The 13,505-nt window shown below is 55.3% G+C and carries 13 protein-coding genes; 2 read left to right on the top strand and 11 right to left on the bottom strand.

Features of this window, described 5'->3' with window-relative positions; all coding sequences use genetic code 11:
* Nucleotides 1-59 precede the first annotated feature (59 nt).
* The gene (locus B4U49_RS15225) at nt 60-1,433 is read right to left on the bottom strand and encodes a S41 family peptidase (RefSeq protein WP_078085461.1); all 1,374 of its coding nucleotides are present in this window, start codon (nt 1,431-1,433) and stop codon (nt 60-62) included.
* Between the two features lie 241 nt (nt 1,434-1,674).
* On the opposite strand from B4U49_RS15225, the gene B4U49_RS15220 reads away from it, so the two are divergent.
* Nucleotides 1,675-2,604, top strand: a complete 930-nt coding sequence (locus tag B4U49_RS15220) for an SGNH/GDSL hydrolase family protein (RefSeq protein WP_078085479.1) — start codon at nt 1,675-1,677, stop codon at nt 2,602-2,604.
* Nucleotides 2,605-2,676: 72 nt separating this feature from the next.
* Here B4U49_RS15220 and B4U49_RS15215 read toward each other — a convergent pair whose 3' ends face one another.
* From B4U49_RS15215 to B4U49_RS15180, 8 genes are all read right to left on the bottom strand, one after another.
* On the bottom strand, nt 2,677-4,314 hold the full coding sequence (locus B4U49_RS15215; RefSeq protein WP_078085460.1) for a thioredoxin domain-containing protein: 1,638 nt from the start codon (nt 4,312-4,314) through the stop codon (nt 2,677-2,679).
* A gap of 149 nt (nt 4,315-4,463) precedes the next feature.
* Nucleotides 4,464-5,513 carry an oxidoreductase gene (locus B4U49_RS15210; protein ID WP_078085459.1) on the bottom strand — a complete coding sequence of 350 codons (1,050 nt, stop codon included), beginning with the start codon at nt 5,511-5,513 and terminating at the stop codon, nt 4,464-4,466.
* 123 nt (nt 5,514-5,636) lie between these two features.
* Entirely contained in the window at nt 5,637-6,119 is a 483-nt protein-coding gene (locus B4U49_RS15205) for a YcxB family protein (protein WP_078085478.1), read from the bottom strand.
* Between the two features lie 123 nt (nt 6,120-6,242).
* Nucleotides 6,243-7,574, bottom strand: coding sequence for an erythromycin esterase family protein (locus B4U49_RS15200; protein WP_078085458.1), 1,332 nt, complete (start codon nt 7,572-7,574; stop codon nt 6,243-6,245).
* Nucleotides 7,575-7,741: 167 nt separating this feature from the next.
* Nucleotides 7,742-8,602, bottom strand: coding sequence for an alpha/beta hydrolase (locus tag B4U49_RS15195; protein ID WP_078085457.1), 861 nt, complete (start codon nt 8,600-8,602; stop codon nt 7,742-7,744).
* Between the two features lie 65 nt (nt 8,603-8,667).
* Nucleotides 8,668-9,348 carry a zinc metallopeptidase gene (locus B4U49_RS15190; protein WP_078085456.1) on the bottom strand — a complete coding sequence of 227 codons (681 nt, stop codon included), beginning with the start codon at nt 9,346-9,348 and terminating at the stop codon, nt 8,668-8,670.
* A gap of 397 nt (nt 9,349-9,745) precedes the next feature.
* Entirely contained in the window at nt 9,746-10,450 is a 705-nt protein-coding gene (locus B4U49_RS15185) for a tetratricopeptide repeat protein (RefSeq protein WP_078085455.1), read from the bottom strand.
* 160 nt (nt 10,451-10,610) lie between these two features.
* Complete coding sequence (locus B4U49_RS15180; protein WP_078085454.1) at nt 10,611-11,198, bottom strand: class I SAM-dependent DNA methyltransferase; 588 nt, start codon at nt 11,196-11,198, stop codon at nt 10,611-10,613.
* Between the two features lie 144 nt (nt 11,199-11,342).
* Between B4U49_RS15180 and B4U49_RS19130 the strand changes: the two genes are divergently transcribed.
* The gene (locus B4U49_RS19130) at nt 11,343-11,567 is read left to right on the top strand and encodes a hypothetical protein (protein ID WP_158078638.1); all 225 of its coding nucleotides are present in this window, start codon (nt 11,343-11,345) and stop codon (nt 11,565-11,567) included.
* 118 nt (nt 11,568-11,685) lie between these two features.
* Here B4U49_RS19130 and B4U49_RS15170 read toward each other — a convergent pair whose 3' ends face one another.
* On the bottom strand, nt 11,686-12,495 hold the full coding sequence (locus B4U49_RS15170) for an NYN domain-containing protein (protein ID WP_078085452.1): 810 nt from the start codon (nt 12,493-12,495) through the stop codon (nt 11,686-11,688).
* Between the two features lie 61 nt (nt 12,496-12,556).
* Complete coding sequence (locus B4U49_RS15165) at nt 12,557-13,402, bottom strand: hypothetical protein (protein WP_078085451.1); 846 nt, start codon at nt 13,400-13,402, stop codon at nt 12,557-12,559.
* Nucleotides 13,403-13,505: the final 103 nt, after the last annotated feature.

Below are 13,505 nucleotides of genomic sequence, written 5' to 3'. Positions count from 1 at the left end.
CCGTCAAACTGTGGAGTCTGGTTTGGCCAAGGCACTTGGCCTCGCAATACCGGAGCGGGTCAGGGGATATCGTCCAGCGCCGCCTGCATCACCAGATCCTCCCGGTTCAGATAAGCATCCCAGGTATTTTCCACTGGCAGGTCAACGCCGAATGAGCCGATTTCCTCGAGAAAAAGCTTGTTCGGCGGCCAGCAGTCGTCAAACCATCCGCATCCATCTGCGAGATCCGTCCACGCCTTGGTCAAATACAATTGAATGCCAGAATTTGGCAGCGTTGGATAGAAGCCCTCGGCGCGAAAGCGCAGTTCGTCTCCAACTTCACTGCCCACCACCGTCAGTCGATCGGGAAGGAACCGTTTGAACTGGCTGGCGGCGATAATGCCGGCAGAAAATGTGTTTGGCCCGACCAGTAGATAGAGCCTGCCTTCAGGGGGGACCGCGTCGGATAGTGTGCGGACGATGGGAAGGACCTTGGTGTAATCACCGCCCCGGTTATAGCGGAAATCCACAATGATATTGTTCGGCTGTTCAGCGTCCACAAGGTTGGTAATGCGCTGCTCGAACTGATCGAGTGACTCCGACTTGTCCGCAAAGCTCGCATTCATGCGCACGTAGACTGCATCGCGCCCTGGGACTTTCCGCAGTATGTGGAGCTTCTCTGTTTCCTGCAGGTACAGGGGAAGCTCCTGGTCTCTGTGCAGCAGCGAAACCCATCCCTCTGTATTGAAGTGCTCGTCGTCGGGGAAAATATTGCGAAAGTCCCAGAAGGGATCGCCGGGCATGGTGTTCTCGTCTGCGGCAAGTTCGATGCTGGCTTCATTTCCCTGCGTATCCACGGTACGGATTTCAGTTGACTGAAGTTCCGCTTCCGCGCCCAGGAAGGCAAGGGCACTGGGGGCTGAAAACAGGAATTGGCTGCGATAGCGCTGCCACCCCGGTGTACCGCCACCGGTCAATTTGGCGGTGTCCTCAAGCATGGCCTCGGGCGCCTTGCCACCGAGGGACAGCACCCGCTGGCCGAGAAGGTGGGGGTATTCCGGCCGTGACTTGACGACAATCAGGCCATCAGCGGTCCAGTGAAAGCGCAGCGGCAGCCGGTACATTCTGGTGGTCAGTACCGTCGTGTGGGCGTTGTCGAAAACTGCCAGCGCCCTCAGCGCGGTGAGCGTCAGCTCATCCTCGCTCGTTGGTGTGGGTGCAGTATCGATAATGCTGGAGAAGCGTGCTGCTTGCTCCGGCGTAATATCCTTTTCATTAGCGAGAACGATGTCGTGAAAAAACGCCAGGTCAGACTGCAGTGTTGGCTCGGAAGCCGTCGGCGGAATCTTCGGTTTTTTTAGCATTTGCCAGCCGCCGGCAGAAATAAAAACTGCAGCCAGTAACAGATTGAACAGAATATATCCGGCAAAGATTTTCACGAGGGTGCGTTTCATTGTCTGGCGGCTCTCACGGGTTGGTTGTCGGCGGCGTGACGGGAGTGATTTCTGGCGCCGAAGCACCTTCGCATTTTGCAGCACTCGGCAAACGCTTTGGGCGACAGGACTGAGATTTACATCTCAGACTGAATAAGACGGCATGTAACCCATCCGCGGGTAATAGCGTGACCAACTAACCTGTCTCCGTTCACCGCATTAAAAAAATAAAGTCATAAATATGATGATCGGAGAAAACACAATGCATAAAGCCAGTCTTTTTGTTTCCCTCGCCATTACCTCGGCGCTGTGGTCTATCAATACCCTGGGGGCGCCTGCCAAAGGCACTGCCGCCGGTGACAGTATCACCATGGGGTTCGCGGCCGACTGTACCGGCAATACGTTTTTTACTGGCGGATTTTTCTGCCTGTTGGGCGGCGACCAGCCGGAACACAGCTGGTTCGATGGTTGGGACGGTAGTGTCAACAGTGTCCACGACAAATACAAAGCCATAGACCCGAATGTTGCTGCCAACAAGAACGCCGCCCGTTCCGGTTCGGAGATGCGCGGCGGCAGTGACAATTTCAGCGTGCAGGCGGACCGGATCCTTGCGGATACGCTGGTTGCCGATCACGTGGAAGTGGTGCTCGGCGGCAATGATATCTGCAACCGCGACTGCGTCGACCCGGCCAACTGCTCAGACCCGCTGTTGACGGAAAACCAATGGCGCGGGGCGGTGAAAGCCGGGCTCGACAAGCTGGTGGGCGGCCTGCCCAGCGGCTCTACGGTAGTGCTCGGTTCGGTGCCCCGGGTGCAGGATCTGCGCGCGGCGGGTGTCGCCAAGCAGAGCGGTAACTGGCGGGTTAACTGTGAAAGCGTCTGGTCGACCTTCGGTATTTGCCGCATCGCCACCAACGGCGGCACCATGAACGGAGAATCCTTTGCCACACGTTACGCGGGAATCAATGCTGCACAGCGCCTGTATAACGAGGTCCTACAGCAGGAGGCCGCGGCCTACAACGGCACCAATGGTGTGGAGGTAGTTGCGGAATACTCCGGAGCGAACCAGACCAATGTGGGCACCTTCACCTTCGGCAAAGATGATATTGATGGTGGGGACTGCTTCCATCCCAGCGTGCGGGGCCAGAACACGGTAGCGAACCTGATGTGGAACGGTAACCCGGACAAGTAAATCGCGGGCGGTGAACAGGGCTCCGTAAGGAGCCCTCAATTCGCGTCAGCACAAATACATTTCAACAGCACCTCACTCGTCATCGCCAGCATTATCCTGGTCGCTTTCGTTGCTACTGTCCTGCTCGAAATAGCTCTCTTCCTCGACAACGTATTGCACCCGCTCCGGTAGCCCGTTGCGCATATAGGTCACATCGACCACCTCGCCACTGGTCAGTGCATCCCAGAGCTGGTTCTGGCCACTGTGCACCCAGGTGTCGTTCACCCGCACCACCACATCGCCTTCCTCAAAGCCCAGTGCGGTGAAGAACTCGTTGTCTGCGATGCCCTCGAGTCGCAACAGGTTGTGCCCGTCGACCACATGCTCCGCGGGGACGAATTTCTTTTCCAGCTCGGCGCGGTTCTGCAGCTGCTGTTCCAGCCACGCCTGCCCCAGGGTCAATACGCCGGAAGGCGGGATCAGTTTGCGGGACTCGCCGTCTGGTTGCTCGATCCGTCGCATGGTGGCCTTGTCGCGCTGTGCTGTGGTGGTCATGGGCACCCGCACGTAATCGCCATCCTCTCCGCGCAGGGTCAATCGCTCCAGGTGGTCGCTGACCTGCAGGATGGCGTAGCGCTCGTGTACCCGCTTGAGGGTGACGCCGTCCATCAGCGTGTCACCGGGGGAGAATTGCCCGGCAGAGGCATCGCGGATACCGATCAGGGCCGTGGACTGTTCGGGCTGTGAGGAAACACTGGTGCCGTTTAGCCGCAGCGGCAATTCGGTCTCGGCAATCCGCTCACCGGACTGTCGCCAGCGGGCGGCATCGGCATGGGCGCTCGCCGGATCGTGCCCCAGACGTTGCAACTCCTGGTCAATCCACATGGCGTAGTGCTCCAGGGGGCGCGGGCCTTTGACATAGAGCCCATTCACAAACACCACCGGCACGCTTTGCAGGCCCAGGGAGCGGGCGAGGGTGGTATCGGCGGCAACCCGGTCGCTGCCCTCGAGATCGTCGAGGCAACGGTTGAACGCATCCCGCGACAATCCCTGCTGTGTCGCGAGCTGGCTGAAGGTCTCCCCATCCATTGCTTTCGCCTGGGTGTAGAGACCATCCGCGTAGGCCCAGGGCGTGTCCTGCAGGCCGGCGCAGTGCACCGCAGCGGCGGCCTGCGTACCCTGCCGGTGGTAGTGCATGGGAAAGTCGAACGGCACCACGGCAATCCAGCCGGCGTAGCGATCCAGCAATTCCCGCAGCACCAGGTTGGTGGTGGCGCAGTGAACCGACTGGTAGGAACAGAATACCGCGAGGGTTACCGGGGCTTCGGGGTTGCCGCGCAGGCGACGGTCGCCATTATCTATGTCCAGTCTGGGAGGTTGGGGATGGGGCAGCAGCCACTCCACAGTGGGCGCTTCTCCTTCGGACGCTGGCGAAGAGTGCTGTGCATCCACCATGGATTTGAGCGTATTGAAACGCAGCTGGTACTCCGCCAGTGCCAGGTCGTGCCGTTCTAGGCGGATTTTTTCATCCACCTGTTGCAGGGTGATCGCGCTATCGCCGATGCGCGCCACTATTTGTGGTTTATCTTGTGGTTTATCTTGTTGTTGATCTTCCTGATTTGCGCCGGGGTTTTTATCTGTACCAAAGCCGCAGGCGGTAAGCAGGGCTGCTAGGCAAATGGGCAGCAGCCGGAGGGCAGGGCGGTAGTGCCGGTTATCCAGTTCATCCATGGTGCTAGATCCACTCGTTATTATTCTGTGAGCAGTTCTAGCATATGGCCAACTGAGTCTCTACCAACCCGATAGCGCGCAGCGCATTGTGGCGGGAAAGATAACGCCACCATGATGTGGGCGTTGTTGATATCGCTTTGGGCAGTTCGTTAAACCTTACTGTCTACCGCAACTGTTTGCCCGCTGGCACTGCTTTGCAGCGCCAGGTGGATCAGGCGGATATTCCTCAGGGCTTGCTCGGCACTTACCGGAATCTCACTGCCGTCGAGAATGGCACCGGCAAGCTGGTGATAATAGTGCTGATAGCCGCCGGTCTCGGTAGTGACGGGTTGTGCTCCGTCTGCAGTGTACAGCTGGCCGTACTGCTCGGAATTTTCCTGTGACCAACCTGGGGTCACCGGCAGCACACCTGATTTGAGGCGCTCTTCCTGCGGGTCCAGGCCGTGCTTGATAAAACTCCCGGCCTCACCTTGTACCTCGAAGCGCAGGGTGGGCGATGCGCAGAAGGGACTGCTCCGCAGCACGGCCAGGTGCTGTGGGTAATGCAGCGTCAGGTGGAAAAAGTCATCCACTTCCGCCTGTGGCCGCAGCGTCTTTACCTGTGCGGTGATCGCCGTGGGTGGGCCAAACAGCTGTAGGGCCTGGTCGAGCATATGCGGTCCCAGGTCGAACAGGATACCGCCACCCTCCACATCGGACTCGCGCCAGCGCTTGCGCACCTCGGGGCGGAAGCGGTCGAAGTGGCTTTCAAAATAGCGCACGGCGCCCAGGCGGTTTTCGGCAATCAGTTTCTGTACCGTGAGGAAGTCACCATCCCAGCGGCGGTTATGGTAGACGCTCAGTACCCGCTGTTGCTGCCGCGCCAGCGCGATCAGCTCCTCGCCCTGCTCAACACGCGTAACAAACGGCTTTTCCAGTACCACAGGTTTGCCCTGCTGCAGGGCGAGCTTGGCCAGGGCAAAGTGTGCTGCGTTGGGGGCGGTGATGATCACCAGGTCGGCATCGCACCGGCTCAGTAGCGTTTCCGCATCAGCATAGACCTCCACCTCCGGGTGCTGCTTTTGCACCAGCTCACCCTTGGAGGTGCTGACCGCGGTAAAGCGAAAGGGCGGCAGGTTCAGGATAAACGGCAGGTGAAAAGTCGTCGCAGAAAAACCGTAGCCGATAATGGCGGTTTTGATTTCGGTGGTTGTAGTCAAGGTAAAGCGGGCTCCGCGGTGCGTGTCTTAAAAATAGTATCCAGCGCCACAGCCTGAACACATCCAGCAGGGCGCCGGCAAGTAATCGTCCTGGTCATTGCCTGCTATGGCGTTGTCCGCGGTTCAAGCCTCCCCATTGGTTTTGGCCATAATTTCGCTCAACACATCAGCAGTAAACAGCGATTTGGACAGGTATTGCCGGCTGCCGGATTTGGCGACCAGAATCAGCCCCAAATCGGTTTCAATCACCCGCTCGATATCCGGCCATAACAGCGTTGTTTGTGTATCGGCGTTCTGTGTCTGGATACCATTTTCATCGACGGTTAATTTCACCTCGGTACCGGCCCCTTTTCCCCACATCTGCCGTGTTAACCACCAGGCGCGCCGGTATCGGATATGCAGCAGTTCCAGAATCGCCAGGGCGATCAATGTGAAGCTGGCGACTTTGGGTTGCTCGCTGAACAACAGTAACCCCGTACCCGCGGCAAAAAACAATACCGGGAACAGATAGTTGGGCTTGGCGCTTTTCCCATAGGGTAAAGACTGGTCGAAGCACTCGGCAAGGTAGTCGCGGGACAAGGTAAATCGGGTAGTAAATGGCTGCACGGACGTCACTGGTTGTTTTTGGTTGGTGGTCAGGCCTGAAGTTATACCTTCTGCCGATGATTCTGGATAGGTCAGCCCGGGACTTCTCCAATTCTGCCGTGTGGCGCATTCGGTATCGGTGATTTATATCCCGAACGGCCAGGTCTCCGGCGGCTCCTGTTCGTCCCAGCCTTCGGTGAGGTCCAGGGGTTCAAGGGCGGTGGTCTCGTCCAGGTGAAAGACCGCATCGAACTGGTCGCGAACATCCACGTAAAAATAGTGGCTCTGACGCTCGGTCTCGGGCCGGTAGATAACGCCGATGGCCCGCTCCAGTAGCGACTCGCGCAGCGCATCGCCCTGCAACTGGCGCATGTCGAGATAGAAACTGCCAAGCCCGCTCTCATGAAACAGTGCCTCGACACTTCCTTCCAGCGCCGTCCTTACCCAGCGATGGTCGGCAGGGTCTCCCCACTCCTGAGCGGCCGTCACATGTCCGGTGTAGGTGGTGAATCCGACCAGTAATGCCTCGTCCGCAGTTTTCTCGCGCACCAGCTGGCCGACATTCAGTTCCCCCCGTTGCACGGCTTCCGTGGCCCGCGCATCGCCCAGATGCGAATTGTGTGCCCACACCGCGATGCGTGCCGGTTGTCCCCGCTGCCGCTCGATGTGCCGTCGCAATGCCAGCAGGGTGTCCACCATATGTTCGTCACGCAGGTTCCAGGTGTTCACACGGGTGGAAAACATGCCGCGGTAGTAGGCCTCTGCATGCTGCACCACATGTGCATTGCGCTCCGCATAGAACTGCTCGTCTTCGGCGAGGAGGCCGCCCTGTTGCAGCCACTGGCTGCGCGCACGCATCATCTCCAGTACCTGTTCCACCGCCTGCTGCTGGCAGGATTCGCTGATGCCCATGGCGGCGGTGTAGCCGTAGCGTTGCGGGTCGCCGTGGTGATTCATACAGGCATAGCGGCTGCGCGCGCGCTGCGCAGCTTCCGGGTCGACCGTGTCGAGATAGGACACCACCGCATCGGCGGAGCGGTACATGCTGTACAGATCCATGCCGTAAACACCGGTCTGCTGTGCTTTGGGCCTTTGGGTGTTCCAGTCATGCAGCCACTGGATAAATGGCTCCATCACCGTATTGCGCCACATCCACAGTGGAAAACGCTCGAAATCCCCCAGTGCATCGCGCGCACTGGCGTCGCCATCTAGCCCTCGCACAAAACGGTTGATGCGATACACGTCGGGCCAGTCCCCCTCGATGATCACCGCATCCAGGCCCTGTTCCTCGATCATACGCTGGGTAATCGCGGCCCGCGCCGCATAAAAGTCATGGGTGCCGTGGCTCGCCTCGCCCAGCAGGATGAACTGGCGACTGGCGGCTTTTGCCAGCAGTGCATCGTAGTCGCCGGAACTGCCGTTCAGGGGCAGGGCGTGGCGCTGAATGGATGCCAGTGACGCGTGGGAACTGGTCATAAACCTTCCCCTTCCAAACGGGTAAAACCGGTGGGTTCGCAGCAAGAGCAGAACCGCCTGGACAGAAGTGTAGCGTGACGGCCGCGCGGTGATGAGGGGAGGGATGCCTGGCTGAACGGGCATCCGCGGTCTATCTAATTACGATATGCGGATCCCAATACCCGCACCTACCATAAATCCTGGTAAATCCAGCGAAGACCTTTGGTCAGCCCCACGGGAAACGTGGATTCGTGATCAGTACCAATAACCACCTCATCTTTGATATTGAGCCCCTCATAGTTGCGCGAACGCAGGCGCTTGAGGAAGCGGCGGTGGCCGTCGACCATATCGTTGCGCATCCCGTTTTCTGCGGTTTCCAGGTCACCGGTGGCGACGAACAGGTTGGCGTTCAGTGACCGGTGGTGTTTCGCGTATTCCTCTTCGAACTCGAAGATGAGGTCGTCCTTATACCAGAGGGAAGGGCTGGTCAGGATATAGCTGGAGAACAGTTCCGGTTGTGTGAGCAGCACCCAGGCGCCGAATGAGCCGCCCAGAGAGTGGCCGGACAGGATCCGTCGCGCCGGATCTGCGCGGTAGTTGCCTTCCACAAACGGGATCAGCTCGTCCCGGATAAACTGTAAATAGTCCGGCGCACCACCGGTGGTGTATTTGACCCAGGTTGTATCCCGCTCGGGTGTAAGGTCGCGCACCCGGCTGAACTGCCCATGCTCGCCGTGGGCAAAATCAATACCCACGACAATGGCCCGGTTCATGCTCTTGAAATGCGTGACCCCAGTGGCAACCTTGAACGTATGGGGCGCATCGTTCAGGTACAGAACCGGATAAGACGTCTCTTTGTGTCCCTTATCTGAGTAACCCGCGGGCACCTTGATGTAAACATCGTATTTGCGGCCGAGCACTTTGGATTCGATGGTGAATATTTCGGTGCTCTTGATCTCGAACAGATGGCCTTTCCTGGAAACCGTTTGCTCGGCGTAGGCTGACAGGGAAAGGAGGGCGGCGCACAAGAGGGCGGTAATTCTGGACATACGGGTTTTATAAATTCGTTATTTGGGGAAAGTAGGCAGCCGGGGATGCCATTGACGGAATGCGCTTATCGCAAAAATCGTATCCAGCGCCACAGCCTGAGTACATCCAGCAGGGCCCCGGCCACGTAGGTGAGGGCGCAGGCCTTCAGCACACTGTGGGCCTTGCTCAACAGGTGTTCCGGCAGGTAGCCCTCCCGGAGAATCGGCAGGGCCTTGTTGAAGCTCGCATCGTACTCTTCCGGCAGTATCGCCACATACATCAGTGCGGACGCGAGCATGGTAATCACCGCCGCCACGCCAATCCACAGGAAGATCACCGGCGACTTGATCAGCAGGGTGAGAATAGGGGCGGCGATCAGGATATAACCACCGATTTTCTGGATCTGGCCGGCCCGGCCCAGGTACTTGTCCCGCAGCTTGGAAATGGGTTCCTCGCGACAGGACTGCATCGCATGGCCCACTTCATGGGCGGCCACCGCCACCGCAGTCACCGACTTGCCGTGGTAAACCTCCGGGCTCAGCGCCACGATTTTCTCAGACGGTGAGTAGTAGTTCTGGTCCTTGCCGGCCTCTATTACCTTAACGCCGTCGAGCTTATAGCGCTCGATCAGATGCTTGGCCAGTTCGGCGCCGGACCCTGGCATATCGCCGATTTCGGTGGAGTGCCGCCACAGCACAAAGCGTACCCATAGCTGGGGGCCGACGATAAGGGCGACTATGGCCAGAGTGATCAGTACGTAGGGCATTTGGGCTGGTGTGCTTAGGATAGAGTCGGTTAAGGTGTCTAAGCTTTACTCTACCACCAATCTCCGCGCACTCAGTACTGCGGCACAAGATTTTCATCGAATACCACACCGGTCAGACTAAAGTCCTCTACGGCATTCATAAACCGCGCATTACAGAATACGGTCAAACAGGACTCGAAACAGGTTTTGAAAACGGGGAGTCCTTGCGCCGAGTCCTTGAAAGCGAGGTTGAGCAATTGAATCGGGACTCCACCTTGTGTCTCATACTCGCACGCGCTCAGGTCTTCTTCGCCCAATTAGCGATAGGCTTTAGGGGAAAGTATCAGGCTGGCGCCGATCCAGGCCCTGAGCTCATAAATGACTTATGAAGCGCAGATGGAGCTGTTAAAACAATGAATCAATGGAGTAGGGTGCCTTTGCGCATTTGTTCAATAAATACGGGGGCAACATCTTTTAACCACTCCGTTTTTTCGGCGCGTTCAGCTAGTTGTATCGCCCGATCAACGTTCTTTATCACCCCGTCACCCTTGTAGAGAAGGAATGCCAGGTCCAGCAGGCAGCTGCCATGGTTGTGTTTTGCACCGGCTTCGAACCACGATGCTGCTTGTACCGGATCTCTGTCCACGCCAATGCCGCGATTATAGATTTTTCCAAGTTTGTAGCAGGCATTGTCAGCGAATGACGAACCGTCAGCCAACGCCTGTAAATACGCGATGGCATCGTGAATTTTCTCGGGCATATGATCGCAGTAGAGGCCAGCAAGCTTGAATATCCCTGTTTCATCTCCGGCGCTGGCTGCAATCATCCAGAAGTGCTCCGCCTTGCTGAAGCTCTGTTTAACGCCGTTTCCAAAATAATACAGGTCTCCCAGCTCAACGGCAGCTTCCGTCGAACCATGTTTCAAGGCTTCCAGCCAGTATCTTCGGGCTTTGGGGTAGCTTTGGCGAACGCCGCCAATGCTGGCGTCGGCACAGTTATAAATATTGCCAAGAATAAACAGCGCTTCCGGCGAAGTGGCCAGTTCTTCGACGTCGAGAATCTCGATCGCTGCCTGATCTTCGTTGTGCCGCCAGTGCTTCCTGGCTTTCTCGATGGGCGACATAGTTGTTTCTTTCAAAGTTGGTAGGTTATTGTGAGCCCGATGAGGCGCCAATATTTTACTTTGCCGCAATATTCTCTATTAACTCTTTTTGCTTTTCCTGGCATCCCTGACCAGCGCGATATCGGAGGCGTTCTTGCCCTTGCTCAGAGCCCACATAGTCTTATTGATAGATCCCTGTGCCCATTACAACGTCCATCCGGTTTTCACCTGTTCCCATGGAGAAGGGTAGGGTTACCTGGATGTCGGACAGGCCTGCCTCCCTGAAAGCGGCTGCGATGTCCTCGCGGGTAAATCCGGTATCTTCGTTACCGTCCTCCTTCAGCCAATCCCACTGAACCAGGCGGCCATTGCTATTCAGTAACTCAGCCAGCAGTCGTACTGTGTCCTTGTAGTTCGGGACAAAAGCGAGTGCGGAAGAAGCGACGATCAGGTCGAACTTGTCCTGCAGTTGCCTGTTCTTGTCGATCAGCTCCCGAGTCAGGCTGGATTGTATGGTAGTAACATTGCCCAGTTGCTTGGCCTCCAGTACGGCAAGCATTTTCCCCGATGGGTCGAGGGCGACGATGCTGCTTGCCAGTGGAGCGAGGCGTTCCGTCAGCAGGCCCGTGCCGCAGCCGAAATCCAGGATTCGGGCGCCTTTGCAGTTCAGGGTGTCGGTAAGGGACCGGAAGGCGCGCTCCGAATAGCTGATCACGTCGCTATTACTGTCCCATCCCTCGGCATAACTATCCCAGCTGTTGTCGGTCATTGCGGGTTACATCTCTAGTGATCAGTGCGAGCTCAGGGGCGTCGGTAGTCGGTAAAGTGAAGCTATTGGCTCATTTTTGTGTTGGGTGTTTGAACGCCAAAAGTTTGATCTGACCCCAGTTATTTCTCTCTATGTGCTTTTATTGTGGGTAAAGTAGAAGGCAGTAATACTTCCAATCAGTGTCCCAGCAAATGCCAGGAATTCCGGGAAATGCCGGTTTCCAGCCATTGCCAGAGCAAAGATAAAAATGAGCAAGAGAAATACAATACCCATTGCCAATACAGGCTTTACTCGCTTGTTGATTCTTTCGGTTCTGGGTTCGGCCTGGCCTATGCCATTGCAGGCAGAGCAGGAAAGACCAAAATATGACTGGTTTTTGCGCAGTTCATGATCCTTTGCGCAGGCATTACAGCTAGCGCCATCTTTTCCCGTCGTGCATGTTCCCGTCTCATTGCAGTGTTTACAGGGGTACAAGTTCGCCTTGATCTCATGCATATTCTTCGGTTCTCATTTGCTGATTCTTGGCTTGAGGCTTGTTCTTAGCTTTGGGCTTTTTAGGTTTCACTCGATAAGAAATCTGATTGCCTTCCTTCTTATCGATATCCAGCTTCCCCTTCAGGCTCTCCAGCAGCTGCGAAAACTTAGAAGCTCCGTAAGAACGGGGGTCGAAGTCGGGCATGGAGCGCTTCAGGAAGCTACCTGCGACGGAAGCGTTGGCCCAGCCGCTGTCGTCCTGGAACTGTTCCCAAGCTTTGGTAAGTAGCGGGATCAATTCGGTTGGGTCATTCAGGATTTTCTTTGCTTCCTGCTCTTTGTGCTTGCCTGTTTCCTTGCTTGGGGAGGCTTCATCGTCAGTACCGAGGTTCTCGGTGAAGATAAAGTCGTCACAGGAGTTTCGGAAGGGGATGGGTGTTTTGCGTTCGCCAACACCAAACACAAACAACTCGTCCTCACGCAGGCGCGAGGCCAGCTTGGTGAAGTCGCTATCACTGGAGACCAGGGCGAAAGCGTCAAAGCGCTTGGAATAGAGCAGGTCCATGGCATCGATGATCATCGAGGCATCGGTGGAGTTTTTGCCTGTGGTGTAGGCGAATTGCTGAACTGGCTGGATGGCCAGCTCGTTCAGGGATTTCTTCCAGTTCTTGAGGTTATCGCTCGACCAGTCGCCGTAGGCACGTTTGATTACGATATGACCATGTGCAGATATTTCGTCCAAGATGGCTTTTACCTTGGAGTACTGGGCATTATCAGCATCGATCAGAACGGCAATTTTTTTATGGCTGTCTAGGTCTTTCATTTTTGTCCTAACGCTATATTGCCGATGTTTTCATATGTTGCATGATCTTGGTGGTATTTACTTAGTATTCCTTTGACAGCTCTGGTAGTTCTAGCGGGGGAGCGTTATAGGATTCGTTTACTTGGTATGAAGGTAGCCTCTCTATATTTATACTTAGAATTTTCCGCAGGCTGTGTGTTGGCTCGAATTGGGTGTCAAAAGAAAGAAGGGTGTCAATCAGCTGCGCAACTCTCCGGGCTCTAATAAAAAGATATTTAAGTTCCAGGTTAGGTAGGGATATTGTCATCCCTTTATATGTTAAATTTTTTCCATTTTTAAAATTGTAAGTTACATTTAGTTCGCTTGCTAACTCATCGATTTTTGAGTTCAGATCAAAGATGGAATCGTTTTGAGTGCCCCTGTGGCATGTTGAAAATTGAATCATTACTTGAGTTATAGCGGCTGATCTTCTTTCTATTTTATCTATAGTTTCCCTAGAGACACTCGTTTCTCCCAATCGTGCTTTTGGGTATATTTTCTTGTGGAGGTTTCTGGGAGATTTAATGTTTTCTTTTAGGTTTTGGTGGTTTGAAATGTATTTTTCGAACTCCTCAATATGCTTGTAGTAGTTCGTGAATAGGTTTTGTGAATTTGTGGCATGGATTTGTGCTTTTGTTTGCTCTGATCGATGATTGGCTGCTAGCAGTGCCACTACAGGTATTATTAGGGCGAGTATGCCTAGTGGAAACTTGAATTCAGATAGAAAAAAATTGAACCCATTAGCGTTTAGAGTGAGTTTGTAGCCTCCATTGGCTGTGATAAATGCTGCGCATGCAATAGATATAAACGAAATAATGCTTATGGTGAACCAAACAATAGGTAGCTCTATGAAGCTTTTATTAGGGGAAAACTCAAACAGTTTTTTCATTTTTTATGGGGTGTCGTGTCGTATTCTCTGAATAAAAAAAGCGGGCTTTCGCCCGCTTCAATACCTCTCTTCCTGTGAGCGACTCTTTGTTGTAGTAAATCCT

It is taken from the genome of Microbulbifer mangrovi (genome assembly GCF_002009015.1).
Classification (GTDB): domain Bacteria; phylum Pseudomonadota; class Gammaproteobacteria; order Pseudomonadales; family Cellvibrionaceae; genus Microbulbifer; species Microbulbifer mangrovi.
The sequence above is the reverse complement of the archived record's forward strand: the minus strand, read 5'-3'. Positions and strand labels throughout refer to the sequence as shown.

Excerpts from the sequence above, each read along its gene's own strand:
- B4U49_RS15180 (WP_078085454.1), bottom strand. The coding sequence starts at position 11,198 with ATGACCGACAACAGCTGGGATAGTTATGCCGAGGGATGGGACAGTAAT.
- B4U49_RS15170 (WP_078085452.1), bottom strand. The coding sequence starts at position 12,495 with ATGAAAGACCTAGACAGCCATAAAAAAATTGCCGTTCTGATCGATGCT.
- B4U49_RS15185 (WP_078085455.1), bottom strand. The coding sequence starts at position 10,450 with ATGTCGCCCATCGAGAAAGCCAGGAAGCACTGGCGGCACAACGAAGAT.
- B4U49_RS15200 (WP_078085458.1), bottom strand. The coding sequence starts at position 7,574 with ATGACCAGTTCCCACGCGTCACTGGCATCCATTCAGCGCCACGCCCTG.
- B4U49_RS15195 (WP_078085457.1), bottom strand. The coding sequence starts at position 8,602 with ATGTCCAGAATTACCGCCCTCTTGTGCGCCGCCCTCCTTTCCCTGTCA.
- B4U49_RS15220 (WP_078085479.1), top strand. The coding sequence starts at position 1,675 with ATGCATAAAGCCAGTCTTTTTGTTTCCCTCGCCATTACCTCGGCGCTG.
- B4U49_RS15225 (WP_078085461.1), bottom strand. The coding sequence starts at position 1,433 with ATGAAACGCACCCTCGTGAAAATCTTTGCCGGATATATTCTGTTCAAT.
- B4U49_RS15190 (WP_078085456.1), bottom strand. The coding sequence starts at position 9,348 with ATGCCCTACGTACTGATCACTCTGGCCATAGTCGCCCTTATCGTCGGC.
- B4U49_RS15165 (WP_078085451.1), bottom strand. The coding sequence starts at position 13,402 with ATGAAAAAACTGTTTGAGTTTTCCCCTAATAAAAGCTTCATAGAGCTA.
- B4U49_RS15215 (WP_078085460.1), bottom strand. The coding sequence starts at position 4,314 with ATGGATGAACTGGATAACCGGCACTACCGCCCTGCCCTCCGGCTGCTG.